This window comes from Citrobacter sp. H12-3-2 (assembly GCF_009649895.1).
Lineage (GTDB): Bacteria > Pseudomonadota > Gammaproteobacteria > Enterobacterales > Enterobacteriaceae > Citrobacter > Citrobacter portucalensis.
Window position 1 is genome coordinate 4,826,828 of record NZ_CP045837.1, and the last position, 20,520, is coordinate 4,847,347.

General features: G+C 52.8%; 20 protein-coding genes. 6 read left to right on the plus strand and 14 right to left on the minus strand.

Going from position 1 to position 20,520, the window contains the following annotated elements; translation table 11 throughout:
• From tatB to udp, 7 genes are all read right to left on the minus strand, one after another.
• Window positions 1-549, minus strand: a complete 549-nt coding sequence (gene tatB, locus GHC22_RS22910) for a Sec-independent protein translocase protein TatB (RefSeq protein WP_048227528.1) — start codon at window positions 547-549, stop codon at window positions 1-3.
• Between the two features lie 3 nt (window positions 550-552).
• On the minus strand, window positions 553-807 hold the full coding sequence (gene tatA / locus GHC22_RS22915) for a Sec-independent protein translocase subunit TatA (RefSeq protein WP_003017888.1): 255 nt from the start codon (window positions 805-807) through the stop codon (window positions 553-555).
• A 78-nt stretch (window positions 808-885) separates the two neighbouring features.
• Window positions 886-2,526, minus strand: coding sequence for a ubiquinone biosynthesis regulatory protein kinase UbiB (ubiB, locus tag GHC22_RS22920; RefSeq protein WP_003828916.1), 1,641 nt, complete (start codon window positions 2,524-2,526; stop codon window positions 886-888).
• Window positions 2,523-3,128 carry a ubiquinone biosynthesis protein UbiJ gene (ubiJ, locus tag GHC22_RS22925; RefSeq protein ID WP_153753931.1) on the minus strand — a complete coding sequence of 202 codons (606 nt, stop codon included), beginning with the start codon at window positions 3,126-3,128 and terminating at the stop codon, window positions 2,523-2,525. The genes ubiB and ubiJ overlap by 4 nt, the downstream gene beginning before the upstream one ends.
• 13 nt (window positions 3,129-3,141) lie before the next feature.
• Window positions 3,142-3,897, minus strand: coding sequence for a bifunctional demethylmenaquinone methyltransferase/2-methoxy-6-polyprenyl-1,4-benzoquinol methylase UbiE (gene ubiE, locus GHC22_RS22930; RefSeq protein ID WP_003017897.1), 756 nt, complete (start codon window positions 3,895-3,897; stop codon window positions 3,142-3,144).
• Between the two features lie 94 nt (window positions 3,898-3,991).
• Entirely contained in the window at window positions 3,992-5,422 is a 1,431-nt protein-coding gene (rmuC, locus tag GHC22_RS22935) for a DNA recombination protein RmuC (protein WP_153753932.1), read from the minus strand.
• 140 nt (window positions 5,423-5,562) lie between these two features.
• Window positions 5,563-6,324, minus strand: a complete 762-nt coding sequence (udp, locus tag GHC22_RS22940) for a uridine phosphorylase (RefSeq protein ID WP_003828923.1) — start codon at window positions 6,322-6,324, stop codon at window positions 5,563-5,565.
• 265 nt (window positions 6,325-6,589) lie between these two features.
• Here udp and GHC22_RS22945 point away from each other — a divergent pair, with 265 nt between their 5' ends.
• Window positions 6,590-7,396 carry a dienelactone hydrolase family protein gene (locus GHC22_RS22945; RefSeq protein ID WP_003828924.1) on the plus strand — a complete coding sequence of 269 codons (807 nt, stop codon included), beginning with the start codon at window positions 6,590-6,592 and terminating at the stop codon, window positions 7,394-7,396.
• A 96-nt stretch (window positions 7,397-7,492) separates the two neighbouring features.
• Here the strand turns inward: GHC22_RS22945 and metE are convergent, their stop codons facing one another.
• Window positions 7,493-9,754 carry a 5-methyltetrahydropteroyltriglutamate--homocysteine S-methyltransferase gene (gene metE / locus GHC22_RS22950; RefSeq protein ID WP_153753933.1) on the minus strand — a complete coding sequence of 754 codons (2,262 nt, stop codon included), beginning with the start codon at window positions 9,752-9,754 and terminating at the stop codon, window positions 7,493-7,495.
• A gap of 235 nt (window positions 9,755-9,989) precedes the next feature.
• Between metE and metR the strand changes: the two genes are divergently transcribed.
• A complete protein-coding gene (metR, locus tag GHC22_RS22955) occupies window positions 9,990-10,943 on the plus strand; it encodes an HTH-type transcriptional regulator MetR (RefSeq protein ID WP_104651948.1) in 954 nt (317 codons plus the stop codon).
• On the opposite strand, the gene GHC22_RS22960 is transcribed toward metR, so the two are convergent.
• The 3 genes from GHC22_RS22960 to pldB form a co-directional block, all read right to left on the minus strand.
• A complete protein-coding gene (locus tag GHC22_RS22960) occupies window positions 10,831-11,730 on the minus strand; it encodes a carboxylate/amino acid/amine transporter (RefSeq protein ID WP_003828930.1) in 900 nt (299 codons plus the stop codon). The two genes, metR and GHC22_RS22960, sit on opposite strands and share 113 nt — an antisense overlap.
• A 79-nt stretch (window positions 11,731-11,809) precedes the next feature.
• Entirely contained in the window at window positions 11,810-12,610 is an 801-nt protein-coding gene (gene yigL, locus GHC22_RS22965; RefSeq protein ID WP_008787091.1) for a sugar/pyridoxal phosphate phosphatase YigL, read from the minus strand.
• A 15-nt stretch (window positions 12,611-12,625) separates the two neighbouring features.
• Window positions 12,626-13,642: a lysophospholipase L2 gene (gene pldB, locus GHC22_RS22970; RefSeq protein WP_003017911.1), complete on the minus strand. Its 1,017-nt coding sequence runs from the start codon at window positions 13,640-13,642 to the stop codon at window positions 12,626-12,628.
• 110 nt (window positions 13,643-13,752) lie between these two features.
• Between pldB and rhtB the strand changes: the two genes are divergently transcribed.
• Complete coding sequence (gene rhtB, locus GHC22_RS22975) at window positions 13,753-14,373, plus strand: homoserine/homoserine lactone efflux protein (RefSeq protein WP_003828938.1); 621 nt, start codon at window positions 13,753-13,755, stop codon at window positions 14,371-14,373.
• A gap of 162 nt (window positions 14,374-14,535) precedes the next feature.
• Window positions 14,536-15,420, plus strand: coding sequence for an Rpn family recombination-promoting nuclease/putative transposase (locus GHC22_RS22980; protein WP_153753934.1), 885 nt, complete (start codon window positions 14,536-14,538; stop codon window positions 15,418-15,420).
• A gap of 38 nt (window positions 15,421-15,458) precedes the next feature.
• On the opposite strand, the gene rhtC is transcribed toward GHC22_RS22980, so the two are convergent.
• From rhtC to pldA, 3 genes are all read right to left on the minus strand, one after another.
• A complete protein-coding gene (gene rhtC / locus GHC22_RS22985; RefSeq protein ID WP_003828942.1) occupies window positions 15,459-16,079 on the minus strand; it encodes a threonine export protein RhtC in 621 nt (206 codons plus the stop codon).
• Between the two features lie 63 nt (window positions 16,080-16,142).
• On the minus strand, window positions 16,143-17,972 hold the full coding sequence (gene recQ, locus GHC22_RS22990; protein WP_008787089.1) for an ATP-dependent DNA helicase RecQ: 1,830 nt from the start codon (window positions 17,970-17,972) through the stop codon (window positions 16,143-16,145).
• An 88-nt stretch (window positions 17,973-18,060) separates the two neighbouring features.
• Window positions 18,061-18,930 (minus strand): phospholipase A, encoded by an 870-nt coding sequence (pldA, locus tag GHC22_RS22995; RefSeq protein ID WP_003828947.1) that lies wholly within the window; start codon window positions 18,928-18,930, stop codon window positions 18,061-18,063.
• A gap of 165 nt (window positions 18,931-19,095) precedes the next feature.
• Here pldA and yigI point away from each other — a divergent pair, with 165 nt between their 5' ends.
• A complete protein-coding gene (gene yigI, locus GHC22_RS23000; protein ID WP_003017917.1) occupies window positions 19,096-19,563 on the plus strand; it encodes an acyl-CoA thioesterase YigI in 468 nt (155 codons plus the stop codon).
• A 51-nt stretch (window positions 19,564-19,614) separates the two neighbouring features.
• On the plus strand, window positions 19,615-20,508 hold the full coding sequence (rarD, locus tag GHC22_RS23005; protein WP_003828953.1) for an EamA family transporter RarD: 894 nt from the start codon (window positions 19,615-19,617) through the stop codon (window positions 20,506-20,508).
• The last annotated feature ends 12 nt before the right edge of the window (window positions 20,509-20,520 follow it).

Sequence of the window (20,520 nt, forward strand, 5' to 3'; positions counted from 1 at the left end):
TTACGGTTTATCACTCGACGAGGGGGAGGATTCGACAACAGGTGCGGCAGCTTTCTTTTCTGCATCCATCAACGTGGCGGAAGTGTTTTCCGTCTGCTCTGGCGTTTTAGCACCCGTGGATTCCGGTTTTTGCTCCGGCGAACTGGCCTGGTTTTCAGCGGCGGCAGGGGTTACCCCTTCTCGCTGCGCTTCACCTTCTTTCACCACCGGATTATGGATAGTGTGCGCTTCATCGCTCGCTTTCTCAGGATCGTGCACGCTGTAAGAACGCTTCATCGATTCCGCCGCTTCACGCAGCTCATCCATTGACGCTTTCAGCTCCGGGGTCAGATTTGTCAGGCTCGCTTTCTCTACTTTCTTCAGGCTGTCCTGAAACTCCTGAAGCTTAAGCTCCTGGGTCAGTTCATTCTGAACAGTAGTTGCAAGGGAACGCAAAGCGCGAACCCAACCAGCAACCGTTTTTACCGCTACAGGTAATCGTTGCGGCCCCAGAACAATGAGGCCGATCACGAACACCAATAACAGTTCGCTAAAACCGATATCAAACACGGATTATACCTGCTCTTTATCTTGGCTTTTGGCGTCTTCCTTTTTCACTTCACCCTGCTTATCGGTGATGGATTTAGCAGTAAAATCAGCGTCCTGGCTGGTCTTATCTTGCTTAGGCTCATCATCACCCATCGCTTTTTTGAAGCCTTTGATCGACGCGCCAAGATCGGAACCGATAGAGCCGAGTTTCTTGGTGCCAAATAGCAGTACAACGATGACGGCAATGATCAACAACTGCCAAATACTGATACCACCCATACATGTTCCTCTGTCATAGATGATGAATTAATAAGGCCGTAGTATACGTTACACGACCTGCCTTGGGCGATGAAAAATTCAGCGCATTTTGCGCCAGCCGATCAACCAGGCTATGACGCCTCCCGCCATTAACCAGCCCGGCATAAGCCCCCACTCAGGGCGGCTTACCAGCAGGAATGTTCCACTTAGCAACAATGTTGCGCCAATGCCCAATAAATAACGGGATTGTCCCTGGCGTACATGATTCGCGTGAAGCTCGCGGGCAATCTTATCAACACTGTGCTGTAAATATTTGCCCTGGCGCAAACTGTCATACACCAGTTCAGGTATTTCTGGCATTTTTTCGACCCAGAACGGTGCTTTTTCTTTAAATGCCCTAACGAGCGCCGGAATACCGACCTGATCTTTAATCCAGGATTCGAGGAATGGCTTAGCCGTTTTCCACAAATCTAACTGCGGGTAGAGTTGTCGTCCGACACCTTCAACGTACAGCAGCGTCTTCTGGAGCAATACCAGTTGAGGCTGAACTTCCATATTGAAGCGGCGCGCAGTGTTGAACAGATTCAACAGCACGTGACCAAAGGAAATCTCCGCCAGCGGCTTTTCAAAAATCGGCTCGCACACGGTACGAATGGCAAATTCAAACTCTTCTACGTTGGTATCCGGTGGAACCCAACCAGAATCTACGTGCAGTTCAGCAACTTTGCGGTAATCGCGGTTAAAGAACGCAATGAAGTTTTCAGCCAGGTAACGCTTATCTTCTTTGTTTAAAGAGCCCACAATCCCACAATCAATACCAATGTATTTCGGGTTTTCAGGGTGCTCATAACTGACAAAAATGTTCCCGGGGTGCATATCCGCATGGAAAAAGCTGTCGCGGAATACCTGAGTAAAGAAGACCTGAACACCACGCTCGGCCAACAGTTTCATATTGGTGCCGTTCTTCTCAAGCGTGGTGACATCTGAAACCGGGATGCCGTAAATGCGCTCCATCACCATCATGTTCTGACTGCAGTAGTCGGAATACACTTCCGGGATGTACAGCATCGGACTATCTTCAAAATTACGTCGTAGCTGAATGGCGTTCGCCGATTCTCGCAGCAGATTCAGTTCATCGATCAACGTTTTTTCATATTCACGGACGACTTCTGTTGGTCGCAGGCGACGCCCATCTGGCAGCAGACGAGGAACCCAACGAGCCAGGCGGTAGATCAGTTTTAAATCCGCTTTGATGACCGGAAGTATGTCCGGGCGAATAACTTTGATCACCACCTCTTTGCCATTCGATTTCAACCGCGCAGTGTGGACCTGAGCAACAGATGCAGATGCCAGTGGCGTGATTTCAAAATCATCAAACCATTCCTCAACGGGCAGCCCGCCCATGGCCTCTTCGATTTGTTTTTTCGCTCTAAGGCCATCGAACGGGGCAACCCGATCCTGCAATAGCGCAAGCTGATCGGCGATGTGCGGAGGGAAAAGGTCACGACGGGTAGAGAGCATTTGCCCAAATTTGATCCACACCGGGCCCAGTTCCTGTAAAGCCAGTCTCAGCCTTTCTCCCAGCGGTTTGTCTTTATGTCGGTTGGGCATCCAGAACAACGAGTAACGCCACAACCGAAGCGGCAGCGTGATTCGCATTTTGGGGATGAGTTCATCAAGACCGTAGCTTAAAAAAGTGCGAATGATGAAATAAAGGCGCCGTACTTCACCTGGCGTCATTTGGCCTCCAGTTTTTCCAGCCGTTTGGCCAGAGATTCAACCGCGCGCTCAACGGCTGCCGTTTCTTCAGCAAACCATGCAACCTCTAGTGGACCAGGAGCCATGCGCCACTCTTCAGTGATCGCTTCGGCGACATAGCGCTGCTGGCGCTGAAAGTTATGGCACAGGAACTTCGCTCCACCACGCAAGACTTTGCTGACCCCTTCCGCGACGATATCGCCGGTATAGGGTGCTAACAGTTCTGCAAGATCCAACTCCGCCAGATCGGCCAGCGCAACAAAGTTCTGTACTACCTGGATATCGCCCTGGACTTCCAGCTCACCGCTGCGGATAAGCGTGGTGAGTTGCTGTCGGTCACGCAATTTCGGTAACACACTGGCATATGTGATTACGGTGCAATCGGCTTCGCCTTCCCATGCCCCCAGCACATCGACCTGGCGCTCGCTAAACACCAGGACTAACGGTGTTGAAAATCCTTTGAGATCAACACGCAGCACCTTACCTTGTAAACGCGTTCTGGCTGACTTCAGCGCAGGAGAACGGTACAGAAAGGTGTTGAGCAGATTTTCAACGCCTGCGGTTACTAAGGGTTTTAAAGGCATCCCCACTCTCCTGTCAGAACTTGTAACCACGATGCAGCGCAACGACACCTGCTGTCAGGTTGTAGTAATCAACGCTTTCGAACCCGGCATCTTGCATCATTGCTTTTAAGGTGTCCTGATCGGGATGCATACGGATGGACTCCGCCAAATAACGGTAGCTGTCCGCATCGCTTGCTACCATTGAACCTATGCGCGGCAGAACATGGAAAGAGTATGCGTCGTAGGCTTTGCTCAACGGTTCGATTATGGGTTTGGAGAATTCCAGCACCAGTAGACGTCCGCCCGGCTTCAATACGCGGTACATGGAGCGTAATGCTTTGTCTTTATCCGTTACGTTGCGCAGACCGAAAGAGATGGTGATGCAGTCAAACGTGTTGTCAGGGAAAGGTAATGCTTCCGCATTCGCCTGAACGTACTCAACGTTACCTACCACGCCAATATTACGCAGCTTTTCGCGACCCATTTTGAGCATTGAGTCATTGATATCCGCCAGCACAACTTTGCCGGTTTCACCAACCATGCGAGAGAATTTCGCCGTCAGATCGCCGGTACCGCCTGCTAAATCGAGAACGGTTTGCCCGCGACGCACGCCACTGCAATCAATGGTGAAGCGCTTCCACAAACGATGAATGCCAAATGACATTAAGTCATTCATAACGTCATATTTAGACGCCACAGAATGAAAAACGTGGGCCACCATGTCAGCTTTCTGCTCTTTAGCGACGGTCTGAAAGCCAAAGTGCGTCGTTTCTTGTGAATTATCCACCATCTCAGTGCCTGCTCATCCAAAAAATGTTCGAGAAGTGTAACAGATTGGGCCAATTTGCCCTACCCTTCTACCGGGTTCAACTACCCCAAATGGACTAGTTTGATTGCTGATTTACCGCTTCATCCTCGGGGTAAGACGCATCTTGTTGCGTCTCAGGGACCGAGCGCAAGCGGTATTCCTCATCCTGTGTAGTAGCTTGTTCAACCAGCTCAGGATTTATCTCGCGCTTAATTTCCACGCCTAAACTACGAAAAGCTTCTGCCTGCGACAGGACGTTTCCACGACCGGAAGAGAGTTTTTTCATCGCCTGTCGGTAGTTGTCCTGGGCTTTGTCCAGGCTTTGACCTATTGCCGACATATCATCCACAAACAACCGCATCTTGTCATAAAGTTTGCTGGCCCGATCGGCAATTTGTTGCGCATTACGACTCTGATGCTCGTAGCGCCACAGGTTGGCGATCGTGCGCAATGCCACCAACAGTGTGGTAGGGCTCACCAGCATAATGTTATTTCTAAGCGCTTCGGTAATCAGTTCGGGCTGTCTGTCGAGCGCCAGCAAAAAAGCGGGCTCAACGGGGATAAACATCAGCACATAGTCAAGCGTACGCAGCCCAGGAAGCTGCTGATAATCTTTGCGCCCCAGTAGTCGAATATGGTTGCGCACCGAGGCGATGTGCTCCTGCAATGCACTTTCGCGGGTGTATTCATCTTCTGCGTTAAAATAGCGCTCATAGGCGACCAGCGTCATTTTCGCATCGATCACCACATCTTTACCCTGCGGTAGCCGAACGATGACATCAGGCTGCATTCGCGAACGGGCGTCGTTTTCGATGCTGACCTGGGTTTCATATTCATAACCCTCACGCAGACCAGAGGCTTCGAGTACCCGCGTGAGTACGACCTCTCCCCAATTACCCTGCGTTTTGTTATCGCCTTTTAATGCCCGCGTCAGGTTTACCGCTTCCTGCGCCATCTGCGCATTCAGTTGTTGGAGATTACGAATTTCGTGTGCCAGGGTATGGCGTTCTTGCGCCTCTTTACCAAAGCTATCCTGAACCTGGCGACGAAAACCGTCCAGTTGTTCACGAAGCGGCGCAAGCAGGCTGTTCAGACTTTGGCGATTTTGCTCATCAACACGACGGTTGCTGTGCTCAAAAATACGATTCGCCAGATTTTCAAACTGTTCACTCAGACGCTGTTCGCTGTTGATCATCTGGCGGATTTTATCTTCCGCATGCTGTTGCGTTGCTTCCAGCCGGGTAGTGACTTCACGGAGATCGGCTTCCAGAGAGGTGTTGATACTGTGCAGACTGCGTAATTCATTATTGAGGAGTTCGCACTCATCACGCCAGTGAGCTTCCTGCGAGAGCTGCTGGCGGGCGGCGCTTAGCGCAATATCCAGTTCACGTCGCTCTTCGATGAGGTCGGCACGGATTTGATCGGCGCGTGCTTTTGTCGCCAGCCACCCTACCAGTAGCCCTGCGGCTAACGCCAACACGGCACTCATCATAATTGAAATATCCACAACGCCCCCTTACAGCAACGACTTACCCGCACAAAATAGAATTGTGCTGTATAAACGTCCAGTTTAAAAGGAATTTCCTGCGAGGCACTACGCAAAATAAAAAGGCCGAACGCGTCGGCCTTTTTGAATAGACGGGAGAATTACAGTAAACGACGCGCGGCTTCCACCACGATTTTCACCGCGTGGCTTTCCGTTTGTTTCATCGTTTCCGCATTAGGGATCTCTTGCTGAGTACGGTTCACGATAACACCCGCGACCATACCGGCACGCAGACCCTGGCTTGCGCACATGGTCAGCAGCGTAGCAGATTCCATTTCGTAGTTCATGACGCCCATAGACTGCCACTCTTCCATTGAGCCTTTGAAACGGCTCACGACGCGACCAGAGAAGGTGTCATAACGCTCCTGGCCCGGGTAGAAGGTGTCAGAAGACGCAGTAACACCCACGTGAGTGGTGGCGCCGATAGATTTCGCCGCTTCCACCAGCGCGGTGGTGCACTCGAAGTCCGCAACGGCCGGGAATTCCATTGGTGCGAAGTGCAGGCTTGCACCGTCCAGACGAACAGATGCAGTGGTAACCAGTACATCACCCACGTTGATATGCGGCTGGATAGCGCCAGTCGTACCGATACGCAGGAAGGTACGAATGCCCAGCTGTGCCAGTTCTTCTACGGCAATAGAGGTGGACGGGCCGCCGATACCGGTAGAGCAAACGATCACGGCTTTACCATCCAGCTCAGCACGCCAGGTGGTGAACTCGCGATGAGATGCCAGCTTAACCGGCTTATCCATCAGCGCGGCGATCTTTTCCACACGCTCCGGGTCGCCAGGGACGATAGCAAGCGTAGCCCCTTGTAAATCGTTCTTAGTGAGGCCGAGATGAAAAACATCAGACTTAGACATAAAAACTCCTCTGTGAATCGGTTTTGTCAGAAGAAGCAAAAACACACTTTACCGAAGGCATAAACATATTTTCGTGACAGTCATCACTATGATGTAAATCAATTGCATTCGATTACCATTAAATAGTGATCTTTATCACATAAATGATGCGATATAAGTAAGCCCTGCACAAAAGATAGACCGTTTAAGGCAATGTGGTTCGTTGCATGTGTCTATAGTTAACAATGCGCTTTTTTGCTGAATATTTAAGGGTACGGAGAATACCATGACAACACGACAATCTGGCTTTGCACCTGCTGTATCTCCACCGACGTCTACCACGGTTCACACCCCGGATAATGCAATTATCGCCGGTGTAACGTCCATACCTTCACAAGGCGATGATATGCCAGCGTATCACGCACGACCAAAACAGACTGATGGCCTGCTGCCCGTAGTCATTGTCGTGCAGGAGATTTTTGGTATTCATGAGCACATTCGTGACGTTTGCCGTCGTCTGGCTCTGGAAGGGTATCTGGCTATCGCACCAGAACTCTATTTTCGCGAAGGCGATCCCAATGACTTTGCCGATATCCCTACGCTGCTTAGTGGCCTTGTCGCCAAAGTGCCTGACTCTCAGGTACTGGCCGATCTGGACCACGTCGCCAGCTGGGCCTCCCGCAACGGAGGAGATGCGCACCAGTTGATGATCACCGGATTTTGCTGGGGTGGGCGCATCACCTGGCTGTATGCCGCACATAATCCGCAGTTAAAAGCGGCCGTGGCGTGGTATGGCAAACTGGTGGGCGACAAAACCCTCAACTCGCCAAAACATCCCGTTGATATCGCAACCGATCTTAACGCCCCCGTTTTGGGGCTTTATGGCGGCCAGGACACCAGCATTCCGCAAGATACCGTTGAAACAATGCGCCAGGCGCTACGCGCCGCCAATGCTAAAGCGGAAATCGTGGTCTATCCCGATGCCGGACATGCGTTCAACGCCGATTATCGCCCGAGCTATCACGAAGAGTCCGCGAAAGACGGTTGGCAGAGAATGCTGGAGTGGTTCGTGCAATACGGTGGGAAGAAATAAACGTTAATTGCCCGGTGGTGGCGACGCCTTACCGGGCCTACAACTATTGCGATTTCCTGTAACCCGGGTAAGCGCAAGCGCTTCCCGGGCAATGAATTACGCCTGACGCAGATTCTGCGCCGCTTTGACCATGTTCGCCAACGCAGCACGGGTTTCCGGCCAGCCGCGGGTTTTCAGGCCGCAGTCCGGGTTCACCCACAGACGTTCTGCTGGAATGCGCTGCTCGGCTTTCTTCAACAGGGCTTCAATCCACTCCACGCTCGGAACGTTCGGCGAGTGAATATCGTATACGCCCGGCCCGATTTCGTTCGGATAGTCGAACTCTTCAAACGATTCCAGCAACTCCATATCAGAGCGCGAGGTTTCGATGGTGATCACGTCCGCATCCAGCGCCGCAATGGAGTCCATGATGTCGTTGAACTCGCAATAACACATGTGGGTGTGGATCTGGGTTTCATCCTTCGCTACCGCCGCGTTAATGCGGAAGGCTTCCACACCCCACTCCAGATACGCCGCCCAGTCGCTGCGACGTAGTGGTAAACCTTCGCGCAGTGCCGGTTCATCAATCTGGATGATGCCGATACCCGCCGCTTCCAGATCCGCCACTTCATCACGCAGCGCCAGCGCGATCTGCTTCGCGATGGTTTCACGCGTCACGTCTTCACGCGGGAATGACCAGCAGAGAATGGTCACCGGACCGGTCAGCATGCCTTTTACCGGTTTGTCGGTCAGCGACTGGGCATATTTCGCCCACTCCACGGTGATCGCTTCCGGGCGGCTGACGTCGCCAATCACCACCGGCGGCTTCACGCAGCGAGAACCGTAGCTCTGCACCCAACCGTTCTGGGTAAAGACGAAGCCGTCCAGGTGTTCGCCAAAGTATTCGACCATGTCATTACGCTCGGCTTCACCGTGTACCAGCACGTCGAGACCCAGACGTTCCTGTTCAACAATCGCCTGTTTAATATGTTCCGCAATTCCGGTGCGATAGTTACCAGCATCCAGGTTGCCCTTTTTGAAGTCCAGGCGCAGGCCGCGAATTTCTGTGGTTTGCGGGAATGAACCGATAGTCGTAGTCGGCCATGCCGGCAGATTAAAGCGGGCACGTTGCGCCTCGGCACGAACCGGGTAAGCGTTAGCGCGCTGGCTGTCCTGGGCGGTGATTGCCGCCAGACGTTTTTCCACTGCGGCGTTGTGTACGCGGGTAGAGTGACGACGAGCCTGAATCGGTGCACTCCACTCGACAATTGCCGCCGTATCACCGCTATTCAATGCATCGCGCAGCAGCGCCAGCTCGCCGCACTTTTGCAGGGCGAAGGCAAACCAGCTCTTCACTTCTGCATCAAGGCGGGTTTCCACACTGAGATCGATTGGGCTATGCAGCAGGGAGCAGGAAGAAGCCACCCACAGGTTACGTTTCCCGACGAGATCTTTGATTTGTGCGTATTTTTCGCTGAGATCGGCACGCCAGACGTTGCGGCCGTTCACCAGCCCCGCTGACAGCAGCCAGTCGGCTGGCAGACGCGTGTGCAGCTCGGCTGCATCATCTTTGCCGTGCACGAAGTCAACGTGCAGCCCCTGTACCGGCAGGGCGGTAATGGTATCCAGGTTTGGCGTTACGCCTTCGAAGTAGGTGGTCAGTAGCAGCTTCACCTGACCCGTCAGCGCGTCATAAGCAGGTTTGAAGGCGTCCAGCCACGCTTGCGGCAATTCCAGTACCAGCGCGGGTTCGTCAATCTGCACCCACTCAATGCCGCGTTTCGCCAACTCGGCCAGTACCTGCTGGTAAACCGGCAGAATGTCGTTCAACAGGCTCAGGCGATCAAACTGTTCGCCTTTCACTTTACCCAACCACAGGTAGGTTACCGGCCCCAGCAGCACAGGCTTCACCTTGTGGCCGAGCGCCAGCGCTTCGTCTACCTCATCCAGCAGTTGGGTCCAGGTCAGTTTGAACTGCTGACCTTTAGTGAACTCTGGCACCATGTAGTGATAGTTGGTGTTAAACCATTTGGTCATTTCTGCCGCCGCTGCGGGTTCACCCGTTGGTGCGCGGCCACGGCCAATGCGAAATAAGGTATCGATATCGACCGAGCCGTCTTTATTTTGATGGCGAGCCGGAACGTTGCCGAGCAGCAGGCTGGTGGTCAGCACGTGATCGTACCAGGCAAAATCACCCACCGGCAGCAGGTCAACACCCGCCTGCTTCTGCTGATCCCAGTGGCGGGCACGCAGCTCGCGGCCAACGGTCAGCAAATCTTCACGGGAAGAATTTCCCGCCCAGTAGCTTTCTTGCGCTTTCTTCAACTCGCGACGCAGGCCAACGCGAGGGAAACCGAGGGTGTGATTCAATATTGTCATTTTTCTTCCTCTAATTATATGTAAATCCTATGGATTTTGAATTTAGGGAAGGCGGCAAGTTTACTCATCCCCAGGAGCTTACTGAAGTAAGTGACTGGGGTGGGGAAACGAAGCCAACGCACCATAAATTTAAAAGACGAAGGATTTTAGCCGTCCAGATGTTTACACATCCATAATTGGCGGTTACTGTATATTCCTCAAGCGCAATTTGTTCATGCCGAAGTGAAGGACTTTCATGATCGAGATTAAACACCTGAAAACGCTCCAGGCGTTGCGGAATAGTGGTTCTCTGGCAGCCGCAGCGGCGACGTTGCATCAGACCCAATCCGCCCTTTCTCACCAGTTCAGCGATCTGGAGCAGCGCCTTGGCTTTCGACTTTTTATCCGTAAAAGCCAGCCTCTGCGCTTTACGCCGCAGGGAGAAATCCTGCTGCAGTTAGCCAATCAGGTGTTGCCGCAAATTGGTCGTGCGCTGCAGGCCTGCAACGAACCGCAGCAAACCCGGCTGCGAATTGCGATTGAATGTCACAGTTGTATTCAATGGCTGACGCCCGCGCTGGAGAATTTTCGTGTCAACTGGCCGCAGGTGGAGATGGACTTTAAATCCGGCGTGACGTTCGATCCGCAACCAGCGCTACAGCAGGATGAGCTGGATCTGGTGTTAACCTCCGACATCCTGCCGCGCAGCGGATTGCACTACTCACCGATGTTTGATTTTGAAGTCCGCCTGGTACTGGCGCCTGACCATCCGTTGGCCAGCAAAACACAAATCACACCGGAAGATTTGGCCAGCGAGACGCTGCTGATTTACCCGGTACAGCGGAGTCGACTGGATGTATGGCGGCATTTTCTGCAGCCTGCAGGCGTTAGTCCTTCGCTGAAAAGCGTGGATAACACCTTACTGCTGATTCAGATGGTTGCAGCCAGAATGGGTATCGCGGCATTACCGCACTGGGTGGTGGAGAGTTTTGAACGCCAGGGCCTGGTAGTGACCAAAACCCTGGGTGATGGATTGTGGAGCCGACTGTACGCCGCCGTGCGTGATGGCGAGCAGCGACAGCCGGTCACAGAAGCGTTTATTCGCTCAGCGCGGAATCACGCCTGCGATCACCTGCCGTTTGTACGGAGTGCGGAACGACCCACTTTCGATGTACCCACAGTGAAGCCACTATCACAGCCGCACCAATGATGAAGCTTGGCCAGTGAGGTTGTTGATGCCAGATAGCCAGGTTAACCAGCAGTCCGGCAGGGACATGCATATTGTTCATTATGCCCAGCGTGCCCGCATCCACCTGGGTCGCGCCGTAGTTCCACATAAAGTAACCAATGCCGGACGCCGCCACGCCAAGAAAGACCAGAATTCCCCACTGTAGCGTGGTTGCAGGCATTTTCTGCGCATTGCCCAGCATGAACCAGGCCACGACAGCCACCATAAAGGCGCCCATATAAAACCAGGCAAAGGCGTTGTGCTGCGGCATTGGCCGCGTCTCCATCAGACGTTTATAGCCCACCATACCAATGGCAAAGCTGATATTGGACAACTGCACCAACAGCAGACCGGTCCAGAAGTGGCTGGTCACCTGATCGTAACGAATGATCCCCGCGCCAATCACCGCCAGTAACGCACTAAAGGCGTAACTCCAGCGCAGACGACGTCCGCTCATCAGATCATAAATCAGCGTAATGTAGAGCGGCGTCAGCACGGTAAAGAGCAGCAGTTCTGAAACCGTCAGGTACAGATAGGCGTGAAAACTCAGCATGTACATAATGCCAAGCTGCATGGCACCCACCAGCATATACAGCCCGATCGTTTTTACGCTGTGCCCACGAGTACGTAGAAACGGCAGGAACACCAGCGCCGCCAGCCCAACGCGCACCAGCACCGCAAAATAGCTATCGACATGACCGGCAAGGTACTCGCCAAACAGGCTAAAGGAAAAGGCCCACAGAATTGTGGTAATGATGAGTAACGCCACAATGGATGTCTCTTAACAAAAGGTACACCCATTGTAGCGAAGTTTTTAGTTGACAACTGGTCAACTAAAGAACAGAAGGTTACTGCAAAAACAGTTCACGCAGATAGTGTGGCACGGCATCGTCGGCATTAAGACCAATGACTTCCAGTTCCGGGTGCAGATCCTTCAGGCGCTGGTGGGCGTTGCCCATGATGCAGCCTTTACCTGCCATGGAGAGCATTTCCGCATCGTTCATCCCGTCGCCAAAGGCGATGCAGTCTTTCAGGCTGTAGCCCATCGCTTTTGCTACCGCTTCCAGCGCATGACCTTTCGATACGCCGCCCGCCATGACTTCCAGACAGGTAAGCGTAGAGAAGCTGACGTTGACGCGATCGCCCCAGCGGGCGTTAATCGCCTGCTCCAGCGGCAGTAGCCTTTCGTGAGAGTCGGTGGTGAAGAACACTTTGCTGACGCCCTCAGGCTCCAGTAATGCAGGTTCAAACAGTGAATAGTTAAACACCGCTTCTTTGAAGAAACGCATTTCGTCCGGACGATGGCGATTCATAAACCACTCATCATCACGATATACGTTGGTCACGATGTCCGGGTTTGCATTCACTACGCCAAACAGGTCGCTGGCAATATCGCGATCCAGGTTATGGGAAAACACCAGATTCCCGTCAGAATCATGCACGCGCGCGCCGTTGGACGTGATCATGTAGGTTTTAATGCCGAGGTTATCGCGAATTTGCCCCACATCAACATGATGACGGCCAGTCGCAAACACGAAGTTAACACCGCGAGCGGTCAATAACTTCAGCGTCTCTTTGGCATAAGGGGACAGAGTATGGTCGGGAGAAAGCAGCGTACCGTCTAAATCAGACGCAACAACCTGATACATAAGAAAATTCAACCTCTAGGCAAAGCGGGTTCCGCTGGATGAGTTATGCTTGTCGAAAAATTCGACAATAGCGTTAAGCGCGACTGAGCGCATGGCGTCCTTTTCAAAAAGGATCTCATGGTACGCGCCTTTGATGACAAGCGGCTGACCCCCTTCTACAGGATGGCCCGCTGCGGCGCGGAGTTCACAAAAACGATCGTGCATGCGGTTATCTACCACACGCTCTTCTTCAGCCTGAATCAGCAGCGTCGGCGTCGCATCATCCCCGGCGCCAGCCAAAACCTGTTCGCCAGCCAGAATCCCTTCACGTACCCAGTGATAGGTGGGGCCGCCAACGCGCAACCGCGGCTCATCAGCATAAAAGCGTAGATTGCGCCGATAGCGCTGTCGACTATGGGTTAACGCATTCATACCGAACGGCAGCGCCCGCCAGCGCCCGGTTCCCATCGCATAGCCTTCGCGGATCCGCGGATGCCCTTCGGCCCAGTCCAGTATATGGCGCACCATCCAGTCGGGAAAGCGCATCACAATACCAAACATCGGTGCGCAAAGCGCGATGGCATCACACTGATTCGGGTGGCGTTGCAGGAATAACGTGGCAATCGCCCCGCCCATTGAATGCGCTAGGATATAGCGTTTTCTCCACGGGCCGGGTAGCACTTCCTGCTGCCAGAAGGCGGTTAGATCGTCGACATAATCATTAAAGTTATCGACATGACCGCGATGCGGATCCGAAAGCATACGCCCGGAACGCCCCTGACCACGGTGATCGATAATGAGAACGTCAAAACCAGAATGAAACAGGTCATACGCCAGTTCAGCGTATTTCACGTAGCTTTCAATGCGTCCAGGACAGACGACGATGACGCGATCGTTTTTTTCTGCATGAAAACGAACAAAATGTACGGGAATATCATCCACGCCCGTAAATTCCGCTTCTTCCCGCTGACGCCAGAAATCTGTCAGTGGCCCCATGGAAAAAGCAGCAAACGCGTTTTCTCTTGTTTCCCAGTCTTTTTGCTGCTGAAACATCGGGTATCCAGCCTCGCTGACCAAGTAAAATCGTTTTTTTCGCCGTCACTGACACAACCTAACGGCAGTAGCGTATTGTGGCATAAAAATAGACAATCCGGGAGTTTCTCATGACCTTTGAATGGTGGTTCGCCTACCTGCTGACCTCTATTATTTTGAGCTTGTCCCCAGGCTCTGGCGCAATCAATACCATGACCACCGCCATCAGCCACGGATATCGCGGTGCCAGCGCGTCGATTGCGGGTTTGCAGACCGGGTTGGGTATTCATATCGTTCTGGTTGGCGTAGGACTGGGAACGCTATTTTCACGTTCGGTGATCGCATTTGAGGTGCTGAAGTGGGCGGGAGCGGCCTATCTGATTTGGCTGGGTATTCAACAATGGCGGGCGGCGGGTGCTATCGATCTGAATACCATGGCGAATACGCAATCGCGCAGCCGGCTGTTCAAACGCGCGGTCTTTGTTAATCTGACCAATCCTAAGAGCATAGTTTTCCTTGCCGCTCTGTTCCCGCAGTTTATCCTGCCACAAGAACCGCAGTTGATGCAGTATGTGGTGCTTGGCGTCACGACCATCGTGGTCGATATCATTGTGATGATCGGTTACGCGACGTTGGCCACGCGCATTGCTGGCTGGATTAAAGGGCCAAAGCAAATGAAGGCGCTGAACAAAGTGTTTGGCTCGCTGTTTATGCTGATAGGTGCCCTGCTGGCATCGGCAAGGCATGCCTAGCAAATGGAACGTCGCTCGCAATGAAATGCTATCTGTAAGAGCCTCTGAACATGGCTTTTCGTACTTCGCCGCAAAGGGAGAAAAGCCTTTTATCCTGTACTGTTAGACGTTGATTGCTAATGCCAGAATGCTGCCATATTCACCACTCACGGATGATTAACGATGGCGGAAGTAACAACACCACATGACGCAGTATTTAAAACCTTCCTCTCCCGCGTGGAAACCGCGCGGGACTTTATCGAACTTCATCTTCCTCCCTCGTTAATCAAAATATGCAAACTGGAAACGCTCCGTCTGGAATCAGGCAGTTTTGTGGAGGACGATCTGCGCCCCTATTTCAGCGATATTCTCTACTCACTGGAAACCACCAGCGGACATGGCTATGTACATGTGCTCATTGAGCATCAAAGCTCACCGGATAAGCACATGTCATTTCGCCTGATGCGCTACGCTATCGCAGCGATGCAGCGTCATCTTGAGGCTGGAAACGACACTCTGCCGCTGGTTATTCCAGTGCTCTTTTACCATGGCAAGCAAAGCCCATGGCAAGGCTCAATGAACTGGCTGGATCACTTTGAGGATTCTGGAACCGCCCTTCAACTTTACAGCACACCATTTCCGTTGGTGGATGTGACGGTTATTCCAGATGATGAGATCATGCAGCATCGCAGCATGGCGGCACTGACATTAGTACAAAAACACATTCGCCAGCGCGACATGGCGCAGTTGCTGGATAAACTTACCCGCCTGTTTATGCTGGAGAAGATGAGCGGACAACAAATAACCGTGCTGGTAAACTACATGGTGCAAGCAGGGAATACACAAGATGTTCAGACATTATTGTATAAGCTGGCACAGCGTGTGCCGCAGCATGGAGACAAACTGATGACAATGGCGGATCAACTAAAGCAGATAGGCCGCGAAGAGGGCAAACGTATTGCCATACTGGACATAGCAAAAGCGATGCTAAAGCGGGGTCTTGATACCGATGCAATTATGGAAATGACCGGCCTTTCGAAGGATGAGCTACAGAAGCTTGCGCAATAAGCCGCATACCGTCTGGGAGTCCCAGGCGGGCAACAAACTTAGCGCGAAATAATCAGATGGATACCGAAGCCTGCGAACAGCGCGCCGGCAAAACCATCAATCCACTTCGCCAGACGCTGATAGCCACGACGCATTTTCGGGAGCGCAAACAGGCTGGCGACCACGGTAAACCACGCCAGCGTTTCCACGATAATCAGAGCAAAGATCCCCCAACGCGCGCCCGTTCCCACGTTGTCGCCAACGAACAATGAGAAGACGGAGCCAAAATAGATAATGGCTTTAGGGTTCGCCAGGTTGGTCAGCAAACCTTTCAAAAAGCTGCGTCCGCTCTGCGCCAGCTCCACCTGCGGAGTGGGCGCTGCAACATCCTGTTTTTTAAACGCGCCGCGCAGCATCTGATAACCCATCCAGCACAGATACAGCCCCCCGCCGACCATAATAATGGTATGCAGCCAGGCCATTTTTTCGATAATCAGATGCAGGCCGAGCAGTGCCACGCCAGCCCAGACCATGACGCCGCAGGTAATGCCCAGCACGCCCATCATAGCTTCTTTGCGCGAACGGCTAACCGCAGTTTGAGAAACAAAAAAGAAATCGGGACCGGGGCTCATCAGCGCAACGATATGCACCAACGCAACGGTGAAAAAAAGCGTTAACATAAAAATGACTCGCGGGGGAATAGTTCAGTGAGTCACCATCCTGGCACTTTTTTGCCCGGCTGACTACTCTTCGTCGTCACCATCAACGTGTGCGCGAATAAGCGCCATAAACTCTTTACCGAAACGCTCCAGTTTACGCATCCCCACACCGTTTACGCTTAGCATTTCACTCGGTGAAACCGGCATCTGCTCCGCCATTTCAATCAGCGTGGCGTCGTTGAACACCACGTACGGCGGAATGTTCTCTTCGTCGGCAATGGCTTTACGCAGCTTACGCAATTTGGCGAACAGTTTGCGGTCGTAGTTACCACCGAAGGATTTCTGCATCGCACGCGGTTTCAGCGCCACAATACGTGGTACAGCAAGCTGTAACGCAACGTCACCGCGCAACACCGGACGCGCGGCTTCGGTTAGCTGTAACGCGGAGTGATGAGCAATATTCTGCGTCACCAGGCCCAGGTGAATAAGCTGGCGAATAACGCTCACCCAGTGTTCGTGGCTTTGCTCGCGACCAATGCCATAGACCGGCAGTTTGTCATGAGCCAGTTCGCGAATACGCTGGTTATTCGCTCCGCGCAGCACTTCCACGACGTATCCCATGCCGAAGCGTTGGTTAACACGGTAAATCGTCGACAGCGCTTTGCGCGCATCCATAAGTCCGTCGTACTGTTTTGGCGGGTCGAGACAGATATCGCAGTTGCCACACGGCTCCTGGCGCCCTTCGCCAAAATAGTTCAGCAACACCAGACGACGACAGGTCTGCGCCTCGGCAAACGCCCCCATCGCATTGAGCTTATGACGTTCGATATCCAGCAGTTGCCCGGCGGGTTTCTCTTCGAGGCAACGGCGTAGCCATGCCATATCAGCCGGATCGTAAAACAGCATCGCTTCCGCCGGCAGGCCATCACGCCCGGCGCGGCCGGTTTCCTGGTAATAGGATTCGATGTTACGCGGAATATCGAAATGCACCACGAAGCGTACGTTAGGTTTGTTGATCCCCATACCGAACGCCACGGTCGCCACTACGATTTGCAGGTCATCACGCTGGAATTTCTCCTGCACCTCGGCGCGTACGGCATTTTCCAGCCCGGCATGATAAGCCCCGGCGCTGATGCCACGGCTTTGCAGACGCGCGGCGGTGTCTTCGACTTTGGCGCGACTGTTACAATAGATAATGCCAGACTTACCGCGCTGCTCTTGCACGTAGCGCATCAGCTGATCGAGCGGCTTAAACTTCTCCATCAGCATGTAGCGAATGTTCGGGCGGTCAAAGCTGCTGATCTGAATTAACGGATCGTTGAGTCCCAGCAGACGCACAATGTCCAGCCTGGTTGTCTCATCCGCGGTCGCGGTCAGCGCCACAAACGGCAGCGTCGGGAAACGCTGGCGCAGCTGGCCCAGCGCAGCGTACTCGGGGCGGAAATCATGCCCCCACTGCGAAATACAGTGCGCTTCATCAACCGCCAGCAGCACCGGATTCCAGTGCGCCAGATGCTCAAGGAAGTTATCCAGCATCAGGCGTTCGGGCGCAATGTACAGTAAGCGAATCTGCCCGCTGCGACAGCCCGCCATCACCTCAAGCTGCTGTTCACGACTTTGAGTAGAATTCAGGCACGCCGCCGCCACGCCGTTGGCTAGCAGTTGATCGACCTGATCTTTCATCAGGGAAATCAGCGGAGAAACAACAACGGTGAGTCCGTTTAGCAATAATGCGGGAATTTGATAGCACAGGGATTTACCGCCGCCGGTCGGCATAACGACCAGGCAGTCGCGACCAGAGAGCACGGTATCAATGATTTCTTCCTGACCGGGGCGAAACTGTTGGTAGCCAAAGGTTTCCTGCAAAACCTGTTTAGCGCCCATTTCCAGATTCAACACTTCCGCCTGCGCCACATTAACCCCATTCGCCCGAAATAAAAACAGGCGCTATTTTCAGCGCCTGAGAGAGAAACTGCAATGATTAAAATACTCTCAATACTTATCAGAAGATATCGTTGAGCATCACGCCCACACCAACACGCGTCTGATTGAAGTTGTAGTCAATCAGCGATTCGCCGTAACCACTGTAGACCTGAGTGTATAGACGCACATGCTTCGTGATGGGATAACTGGCCCCCAGCTCTGCGCCGCCGTAGCCGGTATTCCAGTTGTACTGGCCTTTCACGCTGATAACCGCGTCACCCAGGTGATACCCCATTTTCAGCTGATAGTAGCCCATGTATTTAGTGATATCAGGGTTATCGTCGGTGCTACCAATCACGTACCACGGCTTAACTTCCACCAGCCAGTTACCATTTTCAGCCATCAGACGGGTATAAAGACGGTTCCAGCTACGTGACGTGGGATCGGATCGGCCGTTGGAGTCATGGTTATAACCCATTTCGACATCACGAAGCGTCCAACCGGCAAAGCGATAGTCGGTAGCGAAACCGAGGAATAATTGCGGTTCGTAGTTGGTTTCGCGAAACGGTGAAGACTCTTCACTGTTCGAAAGCTGCCACCAGGACTTCTGGGTATAGGAACCACCAAGTACCGAGTTTGGGCCTAATATCCCGCGCCAGAGCGGAAACGCCAGGCTTAGCTGAAACTTAACCTCATCTTTGCGCGCATTTTCGGACCAGCTATAACTGCTGATCGCCTCTTTGTTCATGTCGCTGGTATTGGTGTAAATAAGATAGTTGGTATCATAAGGATAAAGCGTGAAAGGGTTGTCATGTTCCTGCAGCATATTGGCGATAATACTGCCACGAACCGCCGGTGCATCATGAATCTCTTTCACTGTCGCTTCCTGCGCATACGCGGTCAACGGCAGCATAATTGCTGGTAGTAACCATCCCAGAATCGCCCGCATCGGTAATGTTCTCCTGAACCAAAATATTGATGAATTGTATAATTATCTGGCAAGTATTCTACATACTTAGCTAGTTACTCGTTAGTTATCCCGTCCTAAAGTAGAAAACAACAAATAATAAGCATAATATCAACATTTCATTAACCACCGAGATGTAGGGATCGTATGTCTGCCGTACTTACTGCTGAGGAAGCGCTGAAGTTAGTGGGTGAAATGTTTGTCTATCATATGCCGTTTAACCGGGCGCTGGGACTGGAGCTCGAACGCTATGAGAAAGAATTCGCTCAATTAGCCTTTAATAACCAACCGATGATGGTCGGCAACTGGGCGCAAAGCATTCTGCATGGCGGCGTGATCGCCTCGGCGCTGGACGTCGCCGCCGGGCTGGTATGCGTTGGGAGTACGCTGACCCGCCATGAAACAATCAGTGAGGACGAACTGCGTCAGCGGATGTCACGCATGGGTACAATCGATTTGCGTGTTGATTATCTGCGCCCCGGAAGAGGGAATCGCTTTACCGCCACCAGCAGCCTGCTGCGGGCGGGTAATAAAGTCGCTGTTGCGCGCGTGGAATTGCATAACGAAGAACAGCTTTATATTGCCAGCGCAACCGCCACTTATATGGTGGGGTAAGTGCCTAAAAAAAGGTAAACTGCTGTTACATTTCTGCAATGAGTTTTCCCGATGGATGCTAAACAAACGCGGCAGGGCGTGCTACTCGCTCTTGCTGCTTATTTTATTTGGGGTATCGCTCCCGCCTACTTCAAGCTGATTTACTATGTTCCGGCGGATGAGATCCTGACGCACCGCGTCATCTGGTCATTTTTCTTTATGGTGGTACTGATGAGCATCAGCCGCCAGTGGTCAGGCGTCAAAACGCTGCTCCAAACGCCAAAGAAGATCTTCCTGCTGGCGCTCTCTGCAGTGCTCATCGGCGGAAACTGGCTGCTGTTCATTTGGGCGGTCAATAATCACCATATGCTGGAAGCCAGCCTCGGCTATTTTATTAACCCACTGGTGAATATTGTGCTGGGAATGCTATTCCTCGGTGAGCGCTTTCGTCGCATGCAGTGGCTGGCGGTACTGTTAGCCGCCTGCGGCGTGCTGGTACAGCTGTGGACCTTCGGATCGCTGCCAATAATCGCGCTGGGACTGGCGTTCAGCTTTGCGTTCTATGGGCTGGTGCGCAAGAAGATTGCCGTCGAAGCACAAACCGGCATGCTGATCGAAACCCTGTGGCTTTTACCTGTCGCCGCCATCTATCTGTTTGGCATTGCGGACAGCTCAACCAGCCATATGGGGCAAAACCCCATGTCGCTCAACCTGCTGCTGATTGCCGCGGGTGTCGTGACCACCATTCCGCTGCTGTGCTTTACCGGCGCGGCAACCCGCCTGCGTCTGTCCACGCTGGGATTCTTCCAGTATATCGGGCCTACGCTGATGTTCCTGCTGGCCGTCACCTTCTACGGTGAAGTCCCGGGAACGGATAAAATGGTCACGTTTGCGTTTATCTGGGTGGCGCTGGCGATTTTCGTGATGGATGCGATTTATACGCAACGACGGGTTCGTCGGAGCTAGGGGAGTGCCGGA

Bases quoted from the DNA above. Each gene is read 5' to 3' on its own strand.
- udp (WP_003828923.1), bottom strand. From the start codon at position 6,324: ATGTCTAAGTCTGATGTTTTTCATCTCGGCCTCACTAAGAACGATTTA.
- metE (WP_153753933.1), bottom strand. From the start codon at position 9,754: ATGACAATATTGAATCACACCCTCGGTTTCCCTCGCGTTGGCCTGCGT.
- metR (WP_104651948.1), top strand. From the start codon at position 9,990: ATGATCGAGATTAAACACCTGAAAACGCTCCAGGCGTTGCGGAATAGT.
- GHC22_RS22945 (WP_003828924.1), top strand. From the start codon at position 6,590: ATGACAACACGACAATCTGGCTTTGCACCTGCTGTATCTCCACCGACG.
- yigL (WP_008787091.1), bottom strand. From the start codon at position 12,610: ATGTATCAGGTTGTTGCGTCTGATTTAGACGGTACGCTGCTTTCTCCC.
- GHC22_RS22980 (WP_153753934.1), top strand. From the start codon at position 14,536: ATGGCGGAAGTAACAACACCACATGACGCAGTATTTAAAACCTTCCTC.
- pldA (WP_003828947.1), bottom strand. From the start codon at position 18,930: ATGCGGGCGATTCTGGGATGGTTACTACCAGCAATTATGCTGCCGTTG.
- tatA (WP_003017888.1), bottom strand. From the start codon at position 807: ATGGGTGGTATCAGTATTTGGCAGTTGTTGATCATTGCCGTCATCGTT.
- ubiB (WP_003828916.1), bottom strand. From the start codon at position 2,526: ATGACGCCAGGTGAAGTACGGCGCCTTTATTTCATCATTCGCACTTTT.
- rhtC (WP_003828942.1), bottom strand. From the start codon at position 16,079: ATGTTAACGCTTTTTTTCACCGTTGCGTTGGTGCATATCGTTGCGCTG.
- ubiJ (WP_153753931.1), bottom strand. From the start codon at position 3,128: ATGCCTTTAAAACCCTTAGTAACCGCAGGCGTTGAAAATCTGCTCAAC.
- rarD (WP_003828953.1), top strand. From the start codon at position 19,615: ATGGATGCTAAACAAACGCGGCAGGGCGTGCTACTCGCTCTTGCTGCT.
- pldB (WP_003017911.1), bottom strand. From the start codon at position 13,642: ATGTTTCAGCAGCAAAAAGACTGGGAAACAAGAGAAAACGCGTTTGCT.
- yigI (WP_003017917.1), top strand. From the start codon at position 19,096: ATGTCTGCCGTACTTACTGCTGAGGAAGCGCTGAAGTTAGTGGGTGAA.
- rhtB (WP_003828938.1), top strand. From the start codon at position 13,753: ATGACCTTTGAATGGTGGTTCGCCTACCTGCTGACCTCTATTATTTTG.
- ubiE (WP_003017897.1), bottom strand. From the start codon at position 3,897: ATGGTGGATAATTCACAAGAAACGACGCACTTTGGCTTTCAGACCGTC.